This is a genomic window from Labrys monachus (assembly GCF_030814655.1).
In the GTDB taxonomy this organism is placed as follows: domain Bacteria; phylum Pseudomonadota; class Alphaproteobacteria; order Rhizobiales; family Labraceae; genus Labrys; species Labrys monacha.
In genome coordinates, this window is the sequence record NZ_JAUSVK010000001.1 from 4,578,039 (window position 1) to 4,602,046 (window position 24,008).

Consider the following 24,008-nt stretch of genomic DNA (forward strand, 5'->3'; position numbering starts at 1 on the left):
CACGCTATTCCTCGTCCTCGAGTTCCTCGTGAATCTCGGCGATGAGTTCGGAGCGCTGCGCCGAAGCCCGCCCCATGCGCTCGGCGGACGCCAGGGCGAGCAGGCGGAGCATCGACATCAGAACGGTATGCGAGGTCCCGGCCTGGTCGCCAGCCCCGTGGCAGGGCAGCACCACGCGGGCATAGCGGCGAGCCCAGGCGGATGATCCGATATCGGTGACGGCGACGATGGCCATGCGCGTGGTGCGGGCATAGTCGAGAATCGGCCGGATAATGGTCGGGCGCGGCGCCACGCTGATCACCAGCAGGGCGTCGCCCGGGCCGGTCATCGCCAGATCCTCGCTCCAGGCGCCGGGCTGCGAGCCGATCAGCTGCACGTTCGGCCGCAAGCGCGCGAAGAGAAGCCGGGCATAGCGGGCGAGGCCCTCGTCGAGGCCCAACCCGAGCAGCCACAGGCGGGAAGCCTCCGTCAGAACATCGGCCGCCTCGTTCAGGCGATCCGAGCGCAGCGACTCGAAGCTGCGCGTGAGATTGGCCACCTCGATCTGCAGATGGGCCTCGATCGAGCGCGCTCCGCGCACCTGCGTGACCTTGGCCGAGCGGCGCTCGAAAGGCGCGGTGCGGTTGCGCTCCTCGCGCGCCTGCAGGCGCACCTCGTTGAAATCGCTGTAGCCAAGGCTGCGGAACAGCCGTGCCGCCGTCGCCTTGGAGACGCCGGCGAAATTCGCAAGCTCGGTGGCCGAATAGGTCAGGAGGTCATCCTGGCGGTCGAGCATCAGGGCCGCCAGCTTCTGCTCGCTGGGCGTGAGCTTCTCGAAGCGTTCCTGGATGCGGAGAGCGAGGCGCGTGGACATGCGGCAACCTAACCCGCAGCGGTTCGAGCGTCCACACTGCCTGCGATCGGTGCTGTGCCTGCCGATTCTTTGGGCGTGACAGCGTTTCACAACACTGAAATAATTGTTTCAGAGCTTGCAGAAAAAAGAAACGACCGTAACATAGGCAATCGATGGCCACCTCCTCCGCCAGCGGCAACAAGATCATCCGGCAAAAGATATGGGCGAAGCTTGCCGACGTGGCGCTGCCCGATTCCCGCTTCCACACCAATTTCGCCGAGGTGATCCCGGACTTCCTCGGATCGGAAGCGGCGACCGACCGGGTCTGCGCCCTCGAGGCCTATCGCCGCTGCCGCTACGCCTTCGTCACGCCCGACAACGGGCTGGTGGAACTGCGCCGCCGCCTCATCGCGGCCGGCGTGCCGCTGGTGGTGTCGACCTACGGCATCTATCGCGGCTTCTACATCATCGAGCCCGGCAGCGTGCCGAAGGGGCACGAACTCTATGCCGCCTGGCTCGACGGGCTCGAACATTTCGGCAGGCCGATCACCCTGGCCGAAGTCACCTCGCGGGGCCGCTTCGACCTCCTCGTCACCGGCGCCTCGGCCGTGTCGATGGAGGGCGTGCGCTTCGGCAAGGGCCACGGCTTCTTCGACCTCGAATGGGGCATGTTCACCGATGTGGGCATCGTCGACGAGGCAACGCCGGTGGTGGCCGTGGTGCATGATCTCCAGGTGGTGGAAGAAAGGCTGTTTCCGAGCCCAACCGACATCCTGGTCGACTGGATCGCCACGCCGACGCGGATGATCGAGGTCAAGCGGACCGCGAGGCGCCCGCGCGGCGTGCATTGGGACCTCCTCGACCCCAGGCAGATCGCTGCCACCCCTCCCCTCAAGGAATTGCAGACCATGCACGGCCTCAGCGGCGCCTGAGGCGATCACCACCACACCGGAGGACTGCCATGACCATCCTGAAGACCGCGATCGTCCGTCGCCGCACCGTGCTTTCGGCCGGCGCCGCCCTCGCCGCCGCGGCGATGTTTCCCCGTGCCGCCCACGCGGCGGCGCCGCTGACGCTGCAGGCGTCCTGGTCCAACGACGCCGAGTTCATGGGTTATTACATCGCCATGGACAAGGGCTGGTACAAGGACGAAGGGCTGGAGCTGACCTATCTGCCGGGCGGCCCCGACGTCATTCCCGAGGCCTCGCTCGCCGCCGGCAAATGCGACGTGGCGCTGACCTCGCCCGACACCACCGTGCAGGCGATCACCGACCAGAACGCCAAGTTCAAGATCATCGGCACGCAGTACCAGAAGAATCCGCTCGGAGTCGTCTCGCTCGCCTCCAAGCCGATCACCTCGCCCAAGGACCTCATCGGCAAGACGCTGGCGGTGCCGCCGGTCAACGGCACCTCCGTCGACAGCATGCTGGCCCTCAACGGCATCGACAAGGCGAAGGTCACCATCGTGCCCTACGAGTACGATCCCACCCCGCTGATCAAGGGCGAGATCGACGCATCCATCGATTTCGTCACCAACGTGCCCTATACGATCAAGTCCACCAGCCAGAAGGACGCGGTGTCGTTCCTGCTCTATGATTTCGGCTTCACCATCACCAACGACACCGTCGTGGTGACGGAAGACACCCTGAAGACGAAGCGCAAGGAGCTGGTCTCCTTCCTGCGCGCCAGCCGCAGGGGCTGGGCCGAGAACCTCAAGGACCCCTCGGCCTATCCTGCCACCTTCGCCGACAGCTATTTCAAGGGCACAGGGCGGACGATCGACAACGAGCTGTTCTACAACGCCGCGCAGAAGCCGCTGATCGACACGCCGGAGGGCATCTTCGCCCTGAGCGGGGAGACCATCGCCAAGACGATCGAAGCGCTCGGCCGCACCGGCATCAAGGCCCGCGCCGACATGTTCGACACCACGCTCCTCTCGGAAGTCGGATGAGGCCGGCACGCGACGTCGTCGTCCGCGACCTCGACAAGACCTTCCGCCTGCGGGGGCAGGCTTTCACCGCGCTCGACAAGGTGTCGCTCGCCTGCCCCGCGGGCTCCTTCACCGCGCTGATCGGCCCCTCCGGCTGCGGCAAGTCGACCATCCTCCGGCTGGCGCTGGGGCTCGACCGCCCCGACCGGGGCAGCGTGACGATCGGCGGGGCGCCTCCCGCCGAGGCGATCCGGCGCGGGGAGACGGGCATCGCCTTCCAGGACCCGGCCCTGCTGCCCTGGCGTTCGGTCGAAGCCAATATCGCCCTGCCCCTCGACGTGCTCGGACAGCCGCGGCGCAAGGCCGCCGGCCGTATCGCGAACCTGATCGGCCTCGTCGGCCTCGGCGGCTTCGAGCGGGCCTTGCCCGGCGAACTGTCGGGTGGCATGCGCCAGCGCGTCGCCATCGCCCGCGCGCTGGTGACCGACCCGGCGGTGTTGTTCCTCGACGAGCCCTTCGGCGCGCTGGACCAGATCCTGCGCCGCCAGATGAACATCGAGCTGCAGCGCATCTGGCTCGAAAGCCACGCGACGACGCTGCTCGTCACCCACGGCATCGACGAGGCCGTCTTCCTAGCGGACCGCATCGCCGTGATGCACAGCCGTCCCGGCCGCATCGCCGGCATCGTCGAGGTGCCCTTCGCGCGGCCGCGCCTGCCCTCCCTCTTCACCGATCCGGCTTTCCACCGCCTCACCGACCAGGTGGCGGAAGCGCTGCACGGGACGCCCGTCGAATGAAGGCCTGGCAGCGAGATCTCGCCTGGATCGTCCTCGCCGTGCTCGTCTGGGAAATCCTCGGCCGATGGCAGCTGGTGGCGCAGGGGGCCCTGCCGGCGCCAAGCGCGATCGCGGCGCGCTGGTGGCTCGACCGGAGCGACTATCCCCCTCATATCGCGGCCACCGCCCTGTCCGCATCGCTCGGCTTCCTCGCCGGCAGCGCGGCGGCGATCGCCGCCGGCATCCTGTTCGCCCTGTCGCCGCTCGCCTCGCGGCTCGCCCGCGGCGTCAACATCGCCATCTTCGCCCTGCCGCCGATCGCCGTCGTGCCGATCCTGGTGCTCTGCCTCGACGGCATCGCGCCGCGGGTGGTGCTGGCGGCGCTCGGCTGCTACTTCCCGGTGATGACGGCGACGGTCCTCGGCCTGACGCAGATCGATCCGCGCGCGCTCGACCTGGTGCGCGCCTATGGCGGGGGCGCCGGCGCGGTGCTGCGCCTGATCCGCGCCCGCAGCGCGCTGCCGGTCATCCTGAGCGGCCTCAAGGTGGCCGCTCCCAATGCCGTGCTGGGCGCGATCCTCGCCGAGTTCGGCGGCGGCGGCCGCTACGGGCTCGGCGCCTATCTCATCGGTTCGCTCGGCCGGGCCGATCCGGCGAGGCTCTGGGGCATCGGCCTGTCGGCCACTGCCATGGCGGGCCTGGCCTATGCCCTCCTCGCCGTCCTGGCGCGCCGCGCCACCGGGCAGGCGCGCGCCGTCACCATCGCGGCGACGGCAAGCCCGGGCGAGGCGGCGGGGCCGGCCGATCCGCTGCTGCGCCTGCTCGTCCTCGCCGGGGCCGCCATCCTGCCGTTCCTGATCTGGGCCGGCCTGGTGGACGGCTTCCATTTGCCGGCCCTGATCGCCAAATCGCCGGCGGCGCTCGCCGACTATCTGATCACCGGGCCGAATGCGGCGTCCGTCCAGGCCCGTCTCCTCGCCGCGCTGGGTGAAACCATGCCGACGGTGCTGCTCGGACTGCTCGCCGGCCTCGCCTGCGCCTTCCTCCTCGCCCTTGCCGGCGAAGCCGCGCCCACCCTGTCGCGCCTCCTGCTGCCGACCGCGCTGGTGACTCAGACCATGCCCCTCGTGGCGCTGACGCCGCTCCTCGTCCTGCTGCTGGGGCGGGGCACCGCCGTCACCATCGCCATCACCGTCTCCGTGACCTTCTTTCCGGCCTATGTCGCCATCGCCCAGGGGCTCGCCCTCGTGCCGCGTGCGGCCCTCGATCTGCCTCGCGCCTATGGCGCGTCGTGGTGGCGACAGGTGCGCATCGTCTCGATTCCGGCGGCGCTGCCGCATCTGTTCGCCGCGGCCCGCCTCGGGGCGCCCCGCGCCCTGCTGGGGGTGATGATCGCCGAATGGCTCGCCACCGGGCGCGGCCTCGGCAATCTGCTCAACCAGGCGCGCGGCCGGCTCGACTACGGCATGATCTGGGCGGTGGCGCTCGTCTCGGTGCTGATCTCCGTCGCGCTCTACCAGCTGGTCGTCGCCGGCGAGCGCGTCACATTGAGGCGCTTCGGCGGGCGATAGACCGCCGGCCCGTCGTCGGGCTGCCCCCGGCCCCGCGAGACCGCATCGCGGCGCTACTGCCAGGCCGGGCTGGACCTGCCGCTGCCGCCCGGCAGCGGCGAGACGCCGGCGGCCGGCGAGCCCGGCAGCCCGTCGCAGCGACGGCGCGAGAACAGGCTGGGCGTCATGCCCGTATAATTGGTGAAGGCGACGGTGAAGGCGCCGATGCTGCTGAACCCGACGGTCAGCGCGGTTTCGGTGACGCTGCTGTGCCTGTCCCTGAGCAGTTCCATCGCCTTGCTCATGCGCATCTCCGTCACGAAATCCCGCCAGCTGATGCCGAGCTCTTCCTTGAACCGGCGCCGGAGCGTCCGCTCCGACATGCCGGCGGCGGCGGCCGTCTCGGTGACGCTGGCCTTGTCGAGATGGTCGCGCGCATAAGCGATCGCCCGCTGCATATCCGGCACGTTGCCGAACGGCGTCCACAGCTTGCGCTCATTGCTGAACCATTCGGCGAACAGCCTGCCGACCGTGCGGAAGAAATCCTCGGCGAGGGGATCGGTGCGGTCGCGGTCGCGGCCCCAGCGATGGGCGAAGGAGATCATTTCGCTGGCGAGGGGCGACATCGCCACCGCCCAGCAGCCCTCATGGTGCCAATCGGCTTCCGCCGCCGTGAACTTGACCAGGGACAATTGGGTCGGAACCACGGCCGCCAGCCGGTAGGAGCGCTGCGGCGGTATGTAGACCATATGGCCGGCCGGAAGGGTCCATCGCCCGGAATGCCCCAGCAGCTTCGCCTCGCCCCTGTTGATGCAGACCAGCATGCCGCCGGCCTCTCCCTCGGAACTGGCATCGAAGGTGACGGGCCCCAGGCCGATGGCATGGGTCGGCGCATCGCCGTCGACGGCAAAGCGCTCGTCGCGCGGTCCGAGGACGAAGGCCTGCAGGCCGGCCGGATTGCCGGCCAGGGGACATGTGCCCGGTGATTCCAAGGGTCGCATCGCTTCCTCCCATACGCATCCCGGATTGGCCGATTAAAGAAAAACAATGGCCCATTTCAGAATGCAGACACATCGCTAGCGTGACATCGTGATGGAAGCAAGAGGCGACGTCGAAAGACGAGTCGCGTATCCGGGGAGGTTGCGAATGCAGGATCGGCACGGCCTTGCCCCGGAAGGCGTAGTCACGCCCTCCTCCTCGTCTCCCGGCGGCGAGGCCATCTTTCATGTCCGGGGCATCGCCAAGCGCTTCGGCGGAACGACAGCGCTGCGCGAGGTCTCCTTTTCCGTCTCCAGGGGAGAGATCGTCGCTCTTCTCGGCGAGAACGGCGCGGGCAAGTCGACATTGATCAAGATCATGGCCGGCGTCTTCCGCGCCGATGCCGGCACCATGCTGTTCGGAGGCGAGACCGTCTCCGCCGCGGCGAAGGCCGGCCGGATCGCGTTCATCCACCAGGACCTCGGATTGATTCCCTGGATGACGGTGGCGGAGAACATGATGATGGGGACGGGCTATCCGCGCCGCGGCGGCCTCATCGACTGGCGCAAGGGCCGCGCACAAGCCAGGGAGGCGCTCGCCCTCGTCGGCGGCGACCTCGATCCCGACGACCGCGTCGCCACCCTGAGCCGGACCGAGAAATCCCTCGTCGCCATCGCCCGCGCCCTCGCCGGCAAGGCCGAGCTGATCGTCCTCGACGAGCCGACGGCGAGCCTGCCGCAATCGGAAGTCGACCGGCTGCACGATGTGCTGCGGGGGCTGCGCGGCCGCGGGGTCGGCATGATCTATGTCTCCCACCGCCTCGAAGAGGTCTATGCGCTGACCGATCGCGTCGTGATCCTGCGCGACGGTGCCGTGGTCGCCTGCCAGCGTACGGCGGATCTCGATGCGGACGAACTCGTTCGCCTGATCATCGGCAAGGCGCCCGACCAGGTCTTCGTCCGCCCGCCGGCGCGCAGCCACGGCCGCGATCTCCTGCGCCTCGAAGGCCTGTGCACCGGCGAGGCCGGGCCGCTCGACCTCGCGCTCGGCAAAGGCGAGATCGTCGGCCTCGTCGGCCTGCGCGGGGCGGGCCAGGACCTCGTCGGCAAGACGCTCTTCGGCGTCGAAAAACCCCGCGCCGGACGGATGCTGCTGTCCGGAGAACACTTCCTGCCCCGCGATCCCTTCGCCGCCATCGAGCAGGGCGTGCTGATGGTCGCCGGCGACCGCAACGCCGAATCGATCGCGCATGGCATGAACATCCGCGAAAACATGTTCCTCAATCCCGTGGCCGCGGGGCGGCCCCTGCTCAGCCCGCGGTCGAGGCCGTCCGAGGAGGCGGAGGCGCGGCAGCTGGGCGCCGCCGTCGGCCTCCGGCCCAACGCCCCCTCGGCCCTGATCGGGACCCTATCGGGCGGCAACCAGCAGAAGGTCGTGATGGCGCGCTGGATCCGCATCGGCGGCAGGCTGCTGATCCTCGAAGACCCGACCGCGGGGGTGGATGTCGGCGCCAAGGCGGAGATCTACCGCCTCCTCGGCGACGCCGTCGGCCGTGACCAGGGCGTGCTGCTCATCTCGACCGATTTCGAGGAAGTCACGTCCATCTGCCACCGGGCCTATGTGTTCCGGTCCGGCCGCATCGTCGCCGAACTCGCGGGCGAGGCCCTGTCCATCGAGGCGCTGATGAATGCGGCCTCCCTGTCGCCGACGACGGCGGCGGCCTGATCGACCGACCAAGAGAACGACAGAAGAGAACGAGGCGCCCGCGGCGCATGCCGCGGAGGGAGCCGCTTTGCGCAAACAAGGGAGAGGAGCCATGGAATCCATCAGGTCGACCGCGCTCGAGCCGACGCGGCGGGAACTCGCCGTGCTACCGGCCTGGCAGCGCGCGGGGCGGATGGTGCCGGTCTACGGACTGCCGATCCTGACGATCCTGCTGATCGCCTTCTTCTCGGCGGTGCTGCCGCACACCTTTCCGACCCTCCTCAATTTGCGGTCGATCCTCGGCGACAAGTCGATCATCGCCCTGCTGGCGCTCGCCGCGATGATTCCGATGATGGCGGGCCGCATCGACCTGACGGTCGGCTACGGCATCGTCATGTGGCATGTCCTTGCCATCAGTCTCCAGACGCAGCTCGGCCTGAGCTGGCCGGCCGCCGTGCTCGTCGTCCTGCTGCTCGGCACGGCGCTCGGCCTCCTCAACGGGCTCCTCGTCGAGATCGCGCAGATCGACTCCTTCATCGCGACCTTGGGCACCGGCACCGTCCTCTACGCCCTCGCGCTCTGGCACACCGGCGGACGCCAGGTCGTCGGCTCGCTGCCGGCCGGCTTCACCGAACTCTACACGGCCAGTTTCCTCGGCATCCCCGTGGCGGCCATCTATGTGCTGGCGATCAGCATCGTCCTGTGGATCTTCGCCGACTATCTGCCGGCCGGGCGCATGCTCTATGCCATCGGCGCCAACCAGCGCGCCGCCTCGCTCAACGGCATCCGCACCCGCCGATTCGTCATCGGCGCCTTCGTCGCATCCGGCGCGATCGGCGCCTTCGCCGGGGTGGTGCTCGCCGCCAAGCTCCGCATCGGCCAGGCCAGCGTCGGCCTCGAATTCCTCCTCCCGGCCCTGGTCGGCGCCTTCCTCGGTTCCACCACCATCAAGCCGGGCCGCGTCAATGTCTGGGGCACGGTGATCGGGGTGACCATCCTCGCCGTCGGGATTTCGGGCATCCAGCAATTCGGCGGCGCCTTCTACATCGAACCCCTCTTCAACGGCGCGACGCTGCTCGTCGCCATCGGCATCGCCGGCTATGCGCAGCGCCGCCGTGCCGGCGAACGCGCCCTTCCGCGCCCCGCCCCCGTCAAGAATCCATAACCAGACTGAACAGTCAAAAACAGGAGGAATATCCCGATGACAAGGCAAACCACCATCGCCATGGCCGGCCTCGCTCTGGCCCTGCTGCCTCTCCACGCCGCCCGCTCGCAGGACGCCGGGGCCGAAGCGGCAAAGGCCTACGTCACCGCGATCTCGAAGCCGAATCCGCCCTGGACCGGCCCGACCGCCGGCCCGGCCGCGCAGAAGGGCAAGACCATCGTCTACGTCTCCGCCGACCAGCGCAACGGCGGCGCCCTCGGCGTCGGCGAAGGACTGCAGGAGGCGGGCGCGGCGATCGGCTGGACGGTACGGGTGCTGGACGGACAGGGCACCGTGTCCGGACATTCCTCGGCCCTGCAGCAGGCGATGGCGCTCAAGCCGGACGGCATCGTACTCGGCACCGTCGACGCGAAGGAGCAGCAGGAGCTGATCGCGCAGGCGGTTTCCGCCGGGATCAAGGTCGTCGGCTGGCACTCGGTCACCAAGCCCGGCCCGTCCGAGGAATTCAAGCTCTTCGACAACATCGCCACCGATCCGCTCGACGTTGCCAAGGCCGCCGCCTCCTTCGCCGTGGCCGATTCCGACGGCAAGGCCGGCGTCGTCATCTTCACGGATTCGGCCTATGCCATCGCCATCGCGAAGTCGGATGCGATGGCGGCGGTGGTCAAGGCCTGCGGCGGCTGCCGGCTGCTCGACGTCGAGGATACGCCCCTCGCCGATGCCAGCACCCGCATGCCGCAGCTCACGACCGCGCTGCTACAGCGCTTCGGAGCGGACTGGACCTATTCGCTGAGCATCAACGACCTGACCTTCGACTTCATGTCCTCCTCGCTGATCTCGGCGGGCATCGCCGCTGACGGCCATCCCCGCAACATCTCGGCGGGCGACGGCAGCGAGGCCGCGTTCCAGCGCATCCGGAGCAATGCCTACCAGTCGGCGACGGTGGCCGAGCCGCTGCGGCTCCATGGCTGGCAGGCGGTGGACGAACTCAACCGAGCCTTCTCTGGCGCGCCCGCGTCCGGCTTCAGCGCGCCCGTCCATCTGGTGACCTCGGCCAATATCGGCTCCGACGGCGGCCCGAAGAACGCCTACGACCCCGACAACGGCTATCGCGACGTCTACCGCAAGATCTGGGGCGTCGAATAGCCCGGCCGACGCCCCCCTCCTCATCCACCGACATCAAGGAAAACTCCCATGACCACAGCGCATTGGCCCGACGGCATCCGCCTCGTGATCTCGATCTCGATGCAGATGGAAGCAGGCGGCGAAGCCCCCTACGGCCCCGGCGGCCCCTTCTCGGGGTTCATCGACATGGACCCCTCCTATCCCGACTTCCCGACCAAGTCCTGGTACAAATATGGCTATCGGGAGGGCATCCAGCGCATGCTCGACCTCTGGGACAAATTCGGCATCAAGGTGACCTCCCACATGGTCGGCTCTGCCGTCGACAGGGCCCCCGAGATCGCCCGGGAGATCGTCGAGCGCGGCCACGAGGCCGCGGCCCATGGGCGCGACTGGGTGCAGCAATATGATCTCGAATACGAGGCCGAGAGGAAGTTCATCCAGGACAATATCGACAGCGTGCGGCGGGCGACCGGGCAGACGCCGATCGGCTATAACGGCGCCGCGATGCGCGGCACCATCAACACGCTGAAGATCCTGCAGGATCTCGGCTTCCGCTATTTCATCGACGACGTCAGCCGCGACGAACCCTTCCTGATCAAGGTGCGCGACCGCGACATGGCGATCGTGCCCTACACGCTGAACCTCAACGACATCATCCAGTTCGAAGCCTATAAATTCTCCACCCTCGAATTCGAGCAGCAGCTCAAGGATGAATTCGACCAGCTCTACGAGGAAGCCGCGGTGCGCCGCCGCATGATGGCGATCTCGACGCATGACCGCATCCAGGGCCGGCCCTATCGCGTGCGCTCGCTCGGACGCTTCCTGGAGTATGCCGCCCGGCACAAGGGCGTGGCCTTCCTGCGCAAGGACCGCATCGCCGAGATCGTCTATGCCGATCCCGATCCGCTGCGCGACGTCAACGAGCACGAGGCCTGGGCGGCGTGGGAGCGCGCCAACGGCCGGCAGAAGATCACGCCGGTGGCGTGACCTCCAGACCGCAGCAGGCAAGCGCCGGTCCGGCCGGCGTTCACGCGACGATGGCGAGGGAGGAATTCATGAGCAGCTTCGATCTTGCCATCGTCGGGGGCGGCATCGTCGGCCTGGCGACGGCGCTGGCGGTGAGCGAGCGCTTTCCCGGCCTGTCGTTCGTCGTCATCGAGAAGGAGGCCGAGCTCGCGCTGCACCAGACCGGCCGCAACAGCGGCGTGATCCATGCCGGCGTCTACTACCAGCCGGGAAGCCTGAAGGCGCGGCTGTGCAAGGAAGGCGCCGCCGCGACGATCCGCTTCTGCCGCGACCACGGCCTCCCCTTCGAGCAATGCGGCAAGCTGCTGGTGGCGACCGACGATGTGGAGATGGCGCGCATGGCGGCGCTGCAGGAGCGCTGCCTGGCTAACGGTCTGGAGGTCGAGCGCCTCGACGCGGCGGAGCTGACGCGGCGGGAGGCGCATATAAGGGGGCTCGGCGCCCTCTTCGTGCCGGCCACCGGCATCGTCGATTACGGCCGGGTGGCCCGCACAATGGCGGCGCTGGTCGCCGAACGGGGCGGCGCGATCATCACCGGCGCCGAGGTGCGCGCCATCCGCGAGGAGCCGGCGGGTGTGGTCATCGAGGCCGGCGGGCAGACCATCTGGGCGCGCCACATGATCGCCTGCGCCGGCGTGATGGCCGACCGCATCGCCGCCCTGTGCGGCCTCGATCTCGATTTCCGCATCGTGCCGTTTCGCGGCGAGTATTTCCGCCTGGGCAGCGACAAGGACGCGATCGTCCGCCACCTGATCTATCCCGTTCCCGATCCAGGCCTGCCCTTCCTCGGCGTCCATCTCACGCGCATGATCGGTGGCTATGTCACGGTCGGGCCGAACGCCGTCCTCGCCTTCGCGCGGGAGGGCTACCGCTTCGGCGACATCCGCCTGCGCGACATGCGGGAGATGATCGCCTATCCCGGCTTCAGGAAGGTGATACGAAGCAATTTCCGTTCCGGCGTGCTGGAAATGTGGAATTCGCTGAGCAGACGGCGCTACCTGCAGCTGTGCCGGCGCTACTGCCCGGAGCTGACACTCGCCGATCTCGCCCCCTACCGGCCGGGCATCCGGGCCCAGGCGGTGCTGCGCGACGGCACGCTCGTGCATGATTTCCTCATCCGCGAGACCAGCCGCACCATCCATGTGTGCAACGCCCCCTCGCCCGCCGCGACGTCGGCCCTGCCGATCGGCAACGAGATCGTCGACCGCGCGGTCGCACGGTTCGGATGGCGGCAGGCCTGAGGCCGCAGGGCAGATCGCCGGCCGTCGAGCCGGTATGTGAAGCTCACCCTTGCTTTCCGGCCTGCCGAGGCATCGCCCGGTCGGGCCCGCATGCGCCCTTGCGCGCGGCACCGGGGCAAAGGTCGACGGCCGCCCCGCGCGATGCACAATCCATCCCCTCCGTACGCGCATTTCACGGGCAGCCCGCCCGAATTTTGAGCATTGCGCGCCCATGCCGGAAAATCATGCAGGCAAACTGGACGACCTCGAAGATGTGTGACATCATGCAATATATAGTATTGCTATGCGATACTTCTTCGACCAGTCTCATGCTGGGTCCCTCGCGGAAGGAACCAGCGATTGGAATTGCGTATGGAACGTTCGCCCCTCTTCATTCAGTCCTTCGACAAGGTCATGCGGGTGCTGGAAGCCTTCAGCCAGACGGAGCAATATCTCGGCCTCGGCGAGATCGTGGCCCTGACCGGCTTCGACAAGCCGCAGGCGCAGCGCTGCACCCACACGCTGGTGGAAACCGGCTATCTGGAAAAGCATCCGCAGACCGGGCGTTTCTGCCTCGGCAAGAAATGCCTCGACCTCAGCTTCCATTTCCTGCGCACCCACCCGCTGGTGACGGTGGCGACGCCCATCCTGCTGCAGCTGCGCCGGGATTGCGGGGAACGCACCAATCTCAGCCTCTTCGACGGCACCACGCTGGTCTATGTCATCCGCCTGCACGGCAAGCGCGAATACCCGCAATTCTCGACGCTGATGGGCCGCCGCATGGCTACCTTCTGCTCGGCCGGCGGCCGCGCCATGCTGGCGGCCCTGCCCGACGACGAGGTCCGCGCCATCCTCGCGCAATCGGACCTGAAGCCGATGACGGCGGATACGGTCACCGATCCCGAACGGATCATGGTCGAGATCGGCCGGACGCGGGCGCGCGGCTATGGCTTCGTCGTCAATGAGAGCGCGCCGAGCGAGGTCACCGTCGCCGCTGCGGTGCGCGATGCCGCCGGGCGGCCGGTCGCCGCCGTCCACATCGCCGGCAGCCTGACCAAATGGGAGCCCGGCGAGTATGAGAAGCGCTTCTCGCCCTTCGCCGTCGAGACGGCGCGGGCCCTCAGCCATGCCGGCGCCGGGCAGATCCAGATCGGCAGGGGCGTCTGATGGCCGGCCTCGCCGCCGCCGAACGCCGGATCGTCGCCTGGCTCGCCGCCCGGGAAAGCGAGATGCTCTCGCTCCTCGCCGATATCGTCAACATCGACAGCGGCACGCGCCATGCCGACGGCGTCGGGGCGGTTGCGGCGCGCCTGCACGGCTTCTTCGCCGATCACGGCCTGTCCGGCGAGGCGATCGCCGGGCCTCCCTTCGGCAACGGCCTGAAAGTGCGGGTCGCCGGGGGCAACGGTCCCTCGGCCCTGCTCATGGGCCATCTCGATACCGTCTTTCCGGTCGGCGAGGCGGGGCGGCGGCCCTTCGGGCTCGCCGGCGGCCGCGCGGGCGGCCCCGGCGTCGCCGACATGAAGGCCGGCATCGTCATGAACGCCTTCGTGCTCGCCGCCTTCCAGGCCTGCGGCGGCCATGGCGGGCCGCTGACCGGCCTGTTCACCGGCGACGAGGAGGTCGGGTCGCCCGCCTATCGGCCGCTGATCGAAGCGGAAGCGGCGCAGGCCGACTTCGCCTTCAACGCCGAGCCGGGGCGGCCCTCCGGCAATGTCGTGGTCGAGCGCCGCGGCGGCGTGTTCATGCGCATGGCGATCAAGGGCAAGGCGGCGCATTCGGGCATCGATGTCCGCGCCGGCATCAGCGCGGTCGAGGAACTCTCGCACAAGGTGCTGGCGCTGCATGCGCTCACCGACGACCGCATCACCGTCAATGTCGGCGTCGTCTCCGGCGGCCAGTCCGTCAACACCACCGCGCCGGGCGCCGAGGCGCTGATCGACCTGCGCTATCCGCGCGCCGAGGACAGGGCCGGCATCATGGCGGCGATCGCGGCCATCGTCGAGCGCAGCTGGGTCCCCGGCTCCTCGGCCCGCCTCGACATCACCGGCGAATTCGTGCCGATGCCGCCGGACGCCGGCACCCGGGCGCTCTTCGAGCGCTACCGGCAGGCCGCCCGCGATCTCGGCTTCGAGGTCGGCGCGGAGGCGACGGGCGCCTGCGCCGATTCGGGCTTCGCGGCGGCAGCCGGCGCCACGACGCTGTGCGGCCTGGGGCCGGTCGGCGGCAATGCGCATTCGCCCGCCGAATATGTCGAGGCCGACACCGTCGTGCCCCGCGCGCAGGCGCTCGCGCTCACCATCCTGCGCCTCGATCCGGCCGAGACCCGCCGCGGCCGGGGAGCCGCCCGCACCACTCTGCCTTCGCCCGACGGCGAGGGGAACGACCCCGCGCCGCCGGGGATCCACGCGGCCAACCATGGGGTAACCGACAATGAAAAAAAGCTCTGACCATCTCCCGGCCGCCAAGGCATTGCGGCGCTCGCTCCTGATGGGCGCGGCGCTGCTGGCAGGCTTCGCGGCAACCACCCCGGCGGCCTCCGCGGCCGAGAAGGCCGAACCGGCGCCGACCGTGGCCTCGCTCACCACCTGCACCGCGACCGCCGTCAAGACGATCAAGATCGGCGTGCTCGCGCCCTTCAGCGCCGGCGGCATGGCGGCCGACGCCAACGACATCTACAATGCCGCCACGCTCGCGGCCGACGAGCTCAACGCCGCCGGCGGCGTCTGCGGCAAGGATGCCCGCTACATCCTCACCTTCGACAAGGGCGACACCGAAGGCCAGCGCTCCGACGCCGTGATCACGGCCGTGCGCCGCCTCACCAGCGCCTCCGATCTCCACCTCATCATCGCGCCGTATGCCAGCACCTCGAATTTCGAGATCAACCTGATGGCCAAGGCCAAGATGCCCTACATCATCTCGGGCGGGGCGGAAGCGACCAAGGGCATCATCTCCAAGAACCCGGCCGGCTTTCCGACCGTGTGGTCCCGCGTGCCGGACTATGGCGGCTACAGCACCGACCTGCCGCCTTTGCTCGACAAATATCTGAGCGAGGGCAAGCTCGCCGTGCCCGCCAAGACCGTCTACATCATCGGATCGGACGATCCCTACGGCACCACCATCGCCACCGGCCTCAAGGACAGCTTCGAGAAGGCCGGCTGGAAGGTGGTCGGCACCGAGACGGTCCCGTTCCAGAGCGTCACCGACTGGCGTACCCAGCTCGCCCATATCCGCGACGTGAAGCCCGGCGCCATCGTCGTCACCGAGTGGTCGCCCGCCAGCGACGCCACCTTCTTCAACCAGTTCATCGAGCAACCGACCGACTCCCTGCTCTTCCTGCAATACGCGCCGGTCATTCCCGAATTCAACCAGATGACGCACAACAAGGCGACGGGCGTGATCTTCAACATGCTCGGCGGCGCCATCGATTCCCGGCCGGACACCAAGGACATCACCGCCAAATACACCGCCAAATTCGGGCCGGGCGGCTATTTCTCGGTGGCCGGCTACAATGACGTGCATCTCTACGCCCTGTGCATCGCCAAGGGCACCGATCCGGCCGACCACCTCGCCATGGGCGATTGCATCGGCAAGCTCGATGTCGACACCCCCTCCGGCCGCATCGCCTTCGACCCCAAGACGCACCTCGCCAAGCAGGGCGACGACTACATGCCGACGATCTTCTACCAGGTCGACGACAAGGGCGGAAAATACATCATCAGCCCGGATTTCGTGGCCCAGTCGCCGTTCAAGCAGCCCTATTGGATGACGACGAAGCCGAAGACCTGACGGTCCGCCGGAAGCGGCGCGGGAAGCGGGATCCATGGGCGGGAGCGGTGCCCCCGTGACATGGATTGCCTTCCCTCGCTGCGCCCGCCGGGAATGACGAGACGGATGTCGAACACCTCGAAGGACCGATGGATGGACGCGCGCAGCCCACAGCCCCTGCTGGAAGTCGAAGGGATCTGCCGGTCCTTCGGCGCGCTCGTCGCCGTCGACGACGTCTCGCTGCGGCTGGGGCCGCGGGAGATCCTCGGCATTGCCGGGCCCAACGGCGCCGGCAAGACCACCCTGTTCAACGTGATCACCGGCATTCCCTTCAAGGCCGACAAAGGCAGGATCACCTTCCGCGGCACCCGCATCGAGGCGATGGCGCCGCATCGCATCTTCCGCCTGGGGCTCGCCCGCACCTTCCAGAAGGAGACCTCCTTCGCCAACCTCACGGTCGAGCAGAATGTCAGGCTCGGCGCGGCCTTCGGCGCCGACCTGCGGGGCAAGGAGCTGGCGGCGGCCGTCGACCGCGCGCTGGAGCGGCTCGACCTCTCGGCCCGGCGGCGCGATCCGGCGGCCTCCCTCACCGTCTACGGCACCAAGCGGCTGATGCTCGCCTCGGCGATCGTCACCAGGCCGCCCTTGCTGATGCTCGACGAACCGGCTTCGGGCCTCACGGCCAGCGAAGTGGCGGACCTGAAGTCGCTCATCCTCGGCTTCCGCGACGACGGCATGGCGATCCTCCTGATCGAGCACATCCTGCCGCTGCTGTTCGGCATCTCGGAACGCGTGATGGTGATGGATTTCGGCCGCAAGCTCGTCGAGGGCACCCCGGCGGACGTGGCGCGCGACCAGCGCGTCATCGACGCCTATCTCGGCGGCCAGAGCGAGGGAGCGGCCGATGCGCTTGCAGGTTGATGGCCTCAACGCCGGCTACGGCCGGGTCCAGGTGCTGCACGACATCTCGATCGTGGTCGACGGCCAGCGCGTCGGGCTGTTCGGCCCCAACGGCCATGGCAAGACCACGCTGCTGCGCACGCTTTCCGGGCTGATCAGGCCGAAGCTCGGTCGCGTCCGCTTCGGCGAGACCGACATCACCGGCCTGTCGCCGCAGGCCGTCGTCGCCGAGGGCCTGATCCATGTGCCGCAGGGCAGCACGCTGCTGCCGCGCATGAGCGTGATCGAGGCGCTGACGCTCGGCGCCTACGCCACGCGCGCCTGGCCGCAGCGGCGCCGGACGCTGGACGAGGTCTTCGCTCTCTTCCCGCGCCTCGCCGAGCGCCGGCACCAGCGCTGCAACACGCTCAGCGGCGGCGAGCGCCAGATGGCGGCGATCGGGGCCGGCCTGATGGGCTGCCCGAAATTGCTGATGCTCGACGAGCCGACGCTGGGCCTCGCGCCCAAGCTGCGCAGCGAGCTCGCCAGGGCGATCCACGCCATCGCCGAGACCGGCGTCGGCCTGCTCGTCGTCGACCAGGACATCGACATGCTGCTGGGCCTCTGCGACCGGCTCTATCTCATCGAACAGGGGCGCGTGGCCATGGATATCGCCGATCGGAGCCAGCTCCAGCACCAGGACGTGCTGAAGCGCTATTTCGGGAGCGCGGCCTGATGAGCGCCATCATCGTCAGCGGACTGGTGTCCGGGGCCCTCTACGCCCTCGTCGCCAGCGGCCTGTCCCTGGTCTGGGGCTCGCTCGGCGTCTTCAACTTCGCCCATGGCGTGCTGCTGATGGCCGGCGCCTATGTCGCCTGGTGGGTCTCGGCGCCCGACGGGCTCGGGCTCGGCCTGCCGGTCGGCATCCTCGCCAGCCTGACCTTCCTCATCGTCGCCGGCGCGATCTTCTATTTCCTGCTGGTCCGGCCCTGGGTCGGCAAGGCCAATGCCGAGCTCGCGGTGATCATGACGACGATCGCCGGCTCGATCTTCATGCAGAACCTGGTGCTGGAAGTGTTCGGCGGCCGCTTCAAGACCATAGACCAGTTGGTCGAGGGCACGGTCACCGTCGCCGGCACGCCGATCCAGGCGCAGAACCTCCTCACCATCATCCTGGCGCCGCTGCTGCTGGTCGGCCTCTGGCTGTTCCTGACGCGCAACCGCACCGGCCTCGCTATCCGCGCCGTCGCGCAGAACCAGGATGCGGCGCAGCTCTTCGGCATCAGCGTGCAGCGTGTCTACATCCTCACCTTCGCGATGAGCGCCGTGCTCGCGGGCGTGGCGGGCATCCTGCTCGGCGGGCTGTTCAACATCAGCCCCGACATGGGCACCGATCCCCTGCTACGCGCCTTCGTGGTGGTGGTGTTCGGCGGGCTCGGCAGCCTGCCCGGCACCATCCTCGGCGCCTATGCCATCGGCCTGATCGAAGCCTTCGCCTCCTATTATATCGGCATCTACTGGACGCCCGTCGTGCTGTTCGCGGTGCTGATCGCTGTCCTGGTCGTCCGGCCGACCGGGCTGATGGGGCGCCCCGCATGATCCGCGACCGCTTCACCGCCTGGCGCATCCTCGGCGCCGTCCTCGTCCTGGCGGCGGCACTCGCCGCCCCGCAGGTGCTGACCAGCGCCGTCGCCCAGAACCTGGCGATCCTCTCGCTGCTCTATGCCGTCGTCGCCTCGAACTGGGACCTGACGCTCGGCTATGCCGGCATCTTCAACTTCGCCCATGTCGCCTTCTTCGGCATCGGCTCCTATGTCGCGGCGATCTCGACGCTGCAGTTCGACCTGCCGGTCTGGTGGGACCTGGTGCTGGCGGTCGCCGTGGTGATGGTGGTGGGGGCGATCGTCTCCGCCTTGGCGCTGCGGCTGCGCGGCATCTATGTGGCGCTGGTGACCTTCGCGCTCACCCAGCTCTGCGTCGCCCTCATCAACAGCCAGAAGGACCTCACCGGCGGCCCCGTCGGCCTGATCGGCGTGCCCGACCTGCAGATCGGCGATTTCGCCTTCGGCTCCGACCCGCGTTCCTATTTCTATGCCGCCGAGATCCTACTGATCGCCTCGACGATCGCCATGCGCTGGCTCGCCACCTCGAATTTTGGCCTCAGCCTCGTCGCCCTGCGCGACTATGAGAACTACGCCGTCAGCCGCGGCATCCCGGCACGCCGGCAGCGGGTGCTCGCCATCGTGATCTCGAGCATCCCGACCAGCCTCGCCGGCTGCCTCTATGCGCATTACCTGATCGTCGCCTCCCCCGACGTGTTCTCCTTCTCGCTGACCACCCTGCTCCTCACCATGGTGCTGGTCGGCGGCGCCGGGACGATCTACGGGCCTATCCTGGCGGCGTTCGTCCTCACCGTCGGCACCGAGGAACTCTCCTCGCTCGGCAATTTCCGCTACATGATCGTCGCCGCCCTGATCGTGCTGACGCTGCGCTTCCTGCCCGGCGGCATCTGGTCGCTGCGGCGTTGGCGACGGCCGGCGGCCCCCGCTCCGCTTTCGGTTGCTCTCGATGAGAAAGGCGCCCCATGAACCCGCCCCCGCCGCCATGTCCCGCTCTCGCGAGGGCGAACCGATGAGCCGCTTTGCCGGCCGAAGAGCGATCGTCACCGGGGCCGCCGGCGGCATCGGCGCCGCCGTCGTGGCGCGGCTTCTGTCGGAAGGCGCCGCCGTCGCGGCGCTCGACCGCGACGAGCCGGCACTGGAGCGCCTCGCCGCCGCGCCCTCGCTGCATCGGGTCGCGGGCGATCTGCGCACACCCGAAACCGCCCGCGCGGCGGTGGCGAAGGCGGTCGGCCTGCTGGGCGGGCCGGCGGAGATCGTCGTCTCCGCCGCCGGCGTCTACGCCCTGTCGCCGGCCGCGAAGGTCGAGGCGCAGGACTGGGACTTCAACCAGGACATCAATCTCAAGGCGCCCTTCTTCGTCGCCCAGGCCGCCGTCGCGGCGCGGGCCGCCGGTGCGGCAGCGGCTGCCCAGCCGATGGCGATCGTCAACATCGCCTCGGTGGGCGCCTATCGCTCGGGCACGGGCGATGCCGCCCTCTCCTACAGCGCCAGCAAGGGCGGCCTCGTCGCCCTCACCCGCAGCATGGCGGCCGAATGGGCGCCGCAGGGCATCCGCGTCAACGTCGTCAGCCCGGGCGTCATCGACACCGCCATGGTACGCATCATGGACGATCCCGACGCCGGCTCCGCCTGGCTCGAGGCGCGCGTGCCGATGGGCCGGCTCGGCCGTCCCGACGAGATCGCTGCCGTCGTTTGTTTCCTTGCCTCCGACGAGGCTTCCTACGTCACCGGCGCCGAACTGATCGCCGATGGCGGCTACATGTGCAGGTAAGGCCGACCATGACCGCTCCCGACTACGACCTCTTCGACCTCGGCGCTCTCGCTTTGCAGAGCGGCGCGGTGCTGCCCGATGCGAAGCTCGCCTACAAGACCTATGGCACGCTGTCGCCGGCGAAGGACAACGTCATCGTCTTTCCCTGCGCCTATAACGGCCTGATCGCCGAGAACGAGGCGCGCATCGGCAACGGCTCCCCGCTCGATCCGGAACGCTATTTCATCATCGTCTTCGGGCTGTTCGGCAACGGCCAGTCCTCCTCGCCGAGCAACACGCCAGCGCCGTTCGACGGGCCGCGCTTTCCCAGGGTGACGATAACAGACAATGTCCGCGCCCAGCATCGGCTGGTCACCGAGCTTTTCGGCATCGAGCGCGTCCAGCTCGTCACCGGTTTCTCGATGGGTGCCATCCAGAGCTTCCATTGGGGCGCCCTGTTTCCCGCCATGGTCGAGCGCATCGCGCCGTTCTGCGGCGCCGCCCGCTGCTCCCGCCACAATTACGTCTTCCTGGCCAGCCTCAAGGCGACGCTGTCGGCGGACGGCCTCTTCCGCGGCGGCGACTATGTCGAAAAGCCGATCGAGGGGCTCAAGGCCTTCGGCCGCATCTATGCCGGCTGGGCCTTCTCGCAGGCCTTCTACCGCGAGGAGGTCGACCTCAAGGTGATGGGCTTCGCCTCCACCGACGATTTCCTCGAACGCTTCTGGGATACCCTGTTCCAGGAGCGCGATCCCAACGATCTCCTCGCCATGCTCTGGAGCTGGCAGCATGCCGACATCAGCGCGAACGAACTCTACAACGGCGACTTCCCGGCGGCGCTGGCGGCGATCGAGGCGCGCGCGACGGTGATGCCGAGCGCGACCGACCTCTATTTCCCGGTTGCGGACAACGAGGCCGAGGTCGCCCGCATGCGCAACGCCCGCTGCGTGCCGATCCCCTCGATCTGGGGACATGTCGCCGGCAATGCCGGCGCCAACCCAGCCGATACCGCTTTCGTGAACGCCCGCATCGCCGAACTGCTCGCCTCGTGAGGACCCGATGGTCGAATTGACGCGCCTTGCCGTGCTCGAACGGCGCCTGAGGACACTCGCCGCCAGCGCCAACGCCCAATGGGGCATCTATGTGCGCTTCCTCGACAATGGCGAGGAGATCGCCATCGAGGCCGACCGCAAGATGGACACGATGAGCCTGATCAAGGTGCCCATCCTGGTCGCGCTGATGCGGCGCGTCGATCGCGGCGAGGTCAGCCTCGACCAGCCGATCACGCTGGAGGAGGACCACAAGCGGCTCGGCACCGGCGTGCTGCGCCTGTTCGGCGCCGGCGCGACCTTCCGCCTGCGCGACGCCCTGTGGCTGATGGAGGTGGTGAGCGACAACACCGCCACCGACATCTGCCTGGAGGCGGCCGGCGGCGTCGCGGCCGTCAACGCCGCCATGGCAGAGCTCGGCATCGACGGCATCGAGATGACCGGCACCGCCCTGGACTGGTTCCGGGCGCTCGGCGGCAGCATGGATCCCGAACTCGCCCGGATGCCGCCGGGCGAATTCGCGCGCCGCGGCTATCCCGCCCTGGGCGCCGCCGGAACCGCCGATGCCCGCGCGCGCTACCACTTCGAGGTCGGCCAGCCCTTTTCACTGGCGACGCCGCGGGCCCTCGGCGAACTCCTCGCGCGCATCCACGCCCGGACATGCGCGTCGGAGGCCTCCTGCGCCCTGATGCTCGAAATCCTGGCCGGGCAGCAATTGCGCAGCTTCATCCCGCGCTTCGTCTGGGGCGCGGGCATCGCCCACAAGACCGGCAATTTCGAGCCTTTCATCGCCTCGGATATCGCGATCGCGACGCCGTGGCGCGGCCCGCCCGTGGTGATGTGCTTCCTCACCGGCCGGTTCAACGGGCAGAAGAACGTGCTGGAGGACTGCCTCGGCCGCATGGCCGAACTCGTGGTGCTGGAGGCCGAGACGCGCTAGGCCGGCGCCGGCCGCTCGCCTGGCCTGAATGGCGGCGGTCAGCCGAGATGGAGATCCTTCTGCTGGCTGACCTTGTTGCCGTCCCCGCTCTTCAGGCGATGAAACACGATCGTGGAGAGGATGGTGAGCGCGCCGAGCGTGAGAAAGGCGTCGTGGATGCCCTCGATCATCACGGCGGGGTTGGAGCGAAGGCTGTCCGGAACGAAGAACGCCGTGGTCAGTCCCGCCGCGGCGACGCCGAAGCTGATGGACATCTGCTGCACCGTGCTGGCGATGGAACTCGCATTGCTGGTCTTCTCATCGTCGATGTCGGCATAGACCAGGGTGTTCATGCTCGTATATTGCAGCGAGGTGAACGCCCCGTAGGAGAACGCCAGCAGCACGATGGCCCAGAGCGGCGTGGCGGGCCCGACCGCCGCGAACAGCATCAGCAACAGGCCGAGGACGATGGTATTGGAGATCAGCACGGCGCGGTAGCCGAACCGCCTGAGGACACGCGGCACGAGGAACTTCGTGCTCATGGCCGCGAGCGCCTGCGGCATGATCAGCAGGCCGGACTGGACGGGCGAGAAGCCGAGGCCGACCTGGTAGAGCAGCGGCAGGAGAAACGGCACGCCGCCGATGCCGAGGCGGGTGAAGAAGCTGCCGCTGACGGCCGTGCCGAAGGTGCGGATGCGAAACAGCGCCAGTTGCAGCAGCGGGAAGGCCATTCGCGCCGCATGCAGCCCATAGCCCCCGATCAGCGCCAGCGACAAAGCGAGCAGGCCCAGGATTTCGCCGAGCCCCAGCGTATGATCGCCGAAGATCTCCAGCACATAGGACAACAGGGCGACACCGGAACCGAAGAGGATGAGGCCGACGACGTCGAGCGGCTTGACGTTCGGCTCGCGATAGTCGGGCAGGTGCAGATAGACGAGGACGAGGCCGGCGATGCCGATGGGCAGGTTCACGAAGAAGATGAAGCGCCAATGCAGGTAGTCGACGATCAGCCCGCCCACCAGGGGCCCCAGCATCGGGCCGACCAGGCCGGGGATCGCGACGAAGCTCATGGCGCGGATGAGTTCGGCCTTGGCGAAGGTCCGCACCAGCGTGAGGCGTCCGACCGGGACCATCATGGCGCCGCCGCACCCCTGCAGGATGCGGCAGGCGACCAGGAGATGGATGTTGCTCGCGATGCCGCAGAGCAGGGAACCGAGGGTGAAGAGGCCGATCGCCGAGGCGAACACCTGCCGCGTGCCGAAACGGTCGGCCATCCAGCCGCTGATCGGGATGAAGACGGCGAGGCTGAGGGTGTAGCTGGCCAGCACCGACTTCATGCTGAGCGGAGCGACCGCAAGCGCCTGCGAGATGGTCGGCACGGCCGTGTTCAGGATCGTCGTGTCGAGCGATTCCATGAAGAAGGCGACAGCGACCAGCCAGGGAAGGAGCTGCTTGCTCGATGCGGGGGATGGTAGCGGGGGCACGTCGATGGCACGGCTCCGGGGAGGTCTGTCGCCTGTCCCCTACGCATAGGTCAGGCGTGGCAGCGCCGAAAGCGAAATCTGCCGATCCTCGGCTGCTCCGGGCCGAGGCGATGCTGTACCTGCGTGAGGCAACGCCGATCCCCGATCGTTGCCGGGAAGCGGCTGCTTCCGCCGGCGGTCCCGTGTCTACACCGCTCCCTCGCAGGGCGCAGCGCGCACGGGATGGCCCCG

The 24,008-nt window shown here is 68.5% G+C and carries 22 protein-coding genes; 19 read left to right on the forward strand and 3 right to left on the reverse strand.

All coding sequences use genetic code 11. From position 1 onward, the window contains the following. Positions 1-4 precede the first annotated feature (4 nt). Positions 5-853: a MurR/RpiR family transcriptional regulator gene (locus J3R73_RS20940; protein WP_307431358.1), complete on the reverse strand. Its 849-nt coding sequence runs from the start codon at positions 851-853 to the stop codon at positions 5-7. A 152-nt stretch (positions 854-1,005) separates the two neighbouring features. On the opposite strand from J3R73_RS20940, the gene J3R73_RS20945 reads away from it, so the two are divergent. The 4 genes from J3R73_RS20945 to J3R73_RS20960 are packed head-to-tail and all read left to right on the forward strand — an operon-like array spanning position 1,006 to position 5,109. Then, on the forward strand, positions 1,006-1,764 hold the full coding sequence (locus J3R73_RS20945; protein ID WP_307431361.1) for a 5-formyltetrahydrofolate cyclo-ligase: 759 nt from the start codon (positions 1,006-1,008) through the stop codon (positions 1,762-1,764). A gap of 29 nt (positions 1,765-1,793) precedes the next feature. Further along, positions 1,794-2,783, forward strand: a complete 990-nt coding sequence (locus J3R73_RS20950) for an ABC transporter substrate-binding protein (protein ID WP_307431364.1) — start codon at positions 1,794-1,796, stop codon at positions 2,781-2,783. After that, complete coding sequence (locus tag J3R73_RS20955; protein WP_307431367.1) at positions 2,780-3,559, forward strand: ABC transporter ATP-binding protein; 780 nt, start codon at positions 2,780-2,782, stop codon at positions 3,557-3,559. The genes J3R73_RS20950 and J3R73_RS20955 overlap by 4 nt, the downstream gene beginning before the upstream one ends. Further along, the gene (locus tag J3R73_RS20960; protein ID WP_307431371.1) at positions 3,556-5,109 is read left to right on the forward strand and encodes an ABC transporter permease; all 1,554 of its coding nucleotides are present in this window, start codon (positions 3,556-3,558) and stop codon (positions 5,107-5,109) included. The genes J3R73_RS20955 and J3R73_RS20960 overlap by 4 nt, the downstream gene beginning before the upstream one ends. A 53-nt stretch (positions 5,110-5,162) precedes the next feature. Here the strand turns inward: J3R73_RS20960 and J3R73_RS20965 are convergent, their stop codons facing one another. Continuing rightward, positions 5,163-6,089: a helix-turn-helix domain-containing protein gene (locus J3R73_RS20965; RefSeq protein ID WP_307431373.1), complete on the reverse strand. Its 927-nt coding sequence runs from the start codon at positions 6,087-6,089 to the stop codon at positions 5,163-5,165. A 145-nt stretch (positions 6,090-6,234) separates the two neighbouring features. Between J3R73_RS20965 and J3R73_RS20970 the strand changes: the two genes are divergently transcribed. From J3R73_RS20970 to J3R73_RS21040, 15 genes are all read left to right on the forward strand, one after another. Beyond that, positions 6,235-7,791, forward strand: coding sequence for a sugar ABC transporter ATP-binding protein (locus J3R73_RS20970; RefSeq protein ID WP_307431376.1), 1,557 nt, complete (start codon positions 6,235-6,237; stop codon positions 7,789-7,791). A gap of 91 nt (positions 7,792-7,882) precedes the next feature. Continuing rightward, positions 7,883-8,935, forward strand: a complete 1,053-nt coding sequence (locus J3R73_RS20975; RefSeq protein WP_307431378.1) for an ABC transporter permease — start codon at positions 7,883-7,885, stop codon at positions 8,933-8,935. A 36-nt stretch (positions 8,936-8,971) separates the two neighbouring features. Beyond that, positions 8,972-10,081, forward strand: a complete 1,110-nt coding sequence (locus tag J3R73_RS20980; protein WP_307431381.1) for a substrate-binding domain-containing protein — start codon at positions 8,972-8,974, stop codon at positions 10,079-10,081. Positions 10,082-10,129: 48 nt separating this feature from the next. Beyond that, entirely contained in the window at positions 10,130-11,047 is a 918-nt protein-coding gene (locus J3R73_RS20985; RefSeq protein ID WP_307431385.1) for a polysaccharide deacetylase family protein, read from the forward strand. A 68-nt stretch (positions 11,048-11,115) separates the two neighbouring features. Then, positions 11,116-12,327: an L-2-hydroxyglutarate dehydrogenase gene (lhgD, locus tag J3R73_RS20990; RefSeq protein WP_307431387.1), complete on the forward strand. Its 1,212-nt coding sequence runs from the start codon at positions 11,116-11,118 to the stop codon at positions 12,325-12,327. A gap of 351 nt (positions 12,328-12,678) precedes the next feature. Beyond that, entirely contained in the window at positions 12,679-13,473 is a 795-nt protein-coding gene (locus tag J3R73_RS20995; protein ID WP_307431390.1) for an IclR family transcriptional regulator, read from the forward strand. Next, positions 13,473-14,756, forward strand: coding sequence for a M20 family metallopeptidase (locus J3R73_RS21000; protein WP_307431393.1), 1,284 nt, complete (start codon positions 13,473-13,475; stop codon positions 14,754-14,756). Before J3R73_RS20995 ends, J3R73_RS21000 begins: the two co-directional genes overlap by 1 nt. Beyond that, positions 14,740-16,095: an ABC transporter substrate-binding protein gene (locus tag J3R73_RS21005; protein ID WP_307431396.1), complete on the forward strand. Its 1,356-nt coding sequence runs from the start codon at positions 14,740-14,742 to the stop codon at positions 16,093-16,095. The genes J3R73_RS21000 and J3R73_RS21005 overlap by 17 nt, the downstream gene beginning before the upstream one ends. Before the next feature lie 132 nt (positions 16,096-16,227). Further along, positions 16,228-16,995 carry an ABC transporter ATP-binding protein gene (locus J3R73_RS21010; protein ID WP_307431398.1) on the forward strand — a complete coding sequence of 256 codons (768 nt, stop codon included), beginning with the start codon at positions 16,228-16,230 and terminating at the stop codon, positions 16,993-16,995. Beyond that, positions 16,979-17,689 carry an ABC transporter ATP-binding protein gene (locus tag J3R73_RS21015; protein WP_307431402.1) on the forward strand — a complete coding sequence of 237 codons (711 nt, stop codon included), beginning with the start codon at positions 16,979-16,981 and terminating at the stop codon, positions 17,687-17,689. The genes J3R73_RS21010 and J3R73_RS21015 overlap by 17 nt, the downstream gene beginning before the upstream one ends. Next, positions 17,689-18,552, forward strand: a complete 864-nt coding sequence (locus J3R73_RS21020) for a branched-chain amino acid ABC transporter permease (protein ID WP_307431405.1) — start codon at positions 17,689-17,691, stop codon at positions 18,550-18,552. Before J3R73_RS21015 ends, J3R73_RS21020 begins: the two co-directional genes overlap by 1 nt. Next, positions 18,549-19,541: a branched-chain amino acid ABC transporter permease gene (locus J3R73_RS21025; RefSeq protein ID WP_307431408.1), complete on the forward strand. Its 993-nt coding sequence runs from the start codon at positions 18,549-18,551 to the stop codon at positions 19,539-19,541. The genes J3R73_RS21020 and J3R73_RS21025 overlap by 4 nt, the downstream gene beginning before the upstream one ends. Positions 19,542-19,584: 43 nt before the next feature. Then, entirely contained in the window at positions 19,585-20,346 is a 762-nt protein-coding gene (locus J3R73_RS21030) for an SDR family NAD(P)-dependent oxidoreductase (RefSeq protein ID WP_307431411.1), read from the forward strand. A gap of 8 nt (positions 20,347-20,354) precedes the next feature. Beyond that, positions 20,355-21,377: an alpha/beta fold hydrolase gene (locus J3R73_RS21035; protein WP_307431413.1), complete on the forward strand. Its 1,023-nt coding sequence runs from the start codon at positions 20,355-20,357 to the stop codon at positions 21,375-21,377. A 7-nt stretch (positions 21,378-21,384) separates the two neighbouring features. Next, complete coding sequence (locus J3R73_RS21040) at positions 21,385-22,314, forward strand: serine hydrolase (RefSeq protein ID WP_307431416.1); 930 nt, start codon at positions 21,385-21,387, stop codon at positions 22,312-22,314. Between the two features lie 38 nt (positions 22,315-22,352). On the opposite strand, the gene J3R73_RS21045 is transcribed toward J3R73_RS21040, so the two are convergent. Further along, positions 22,353-23,777, reverse strand: coding sequence for a DHA2 family efflux MFS transporter permease subunit (locus J3R73_RS21045; RefSeq protein ID WP_307431417.1), 1,425 nt, complete (start codon positions 23,775-23,777; stop codon positions 22,353-22,355). Between the last annotated feature and the right edge of the window lie 231 nt (positions 23,778-24,008).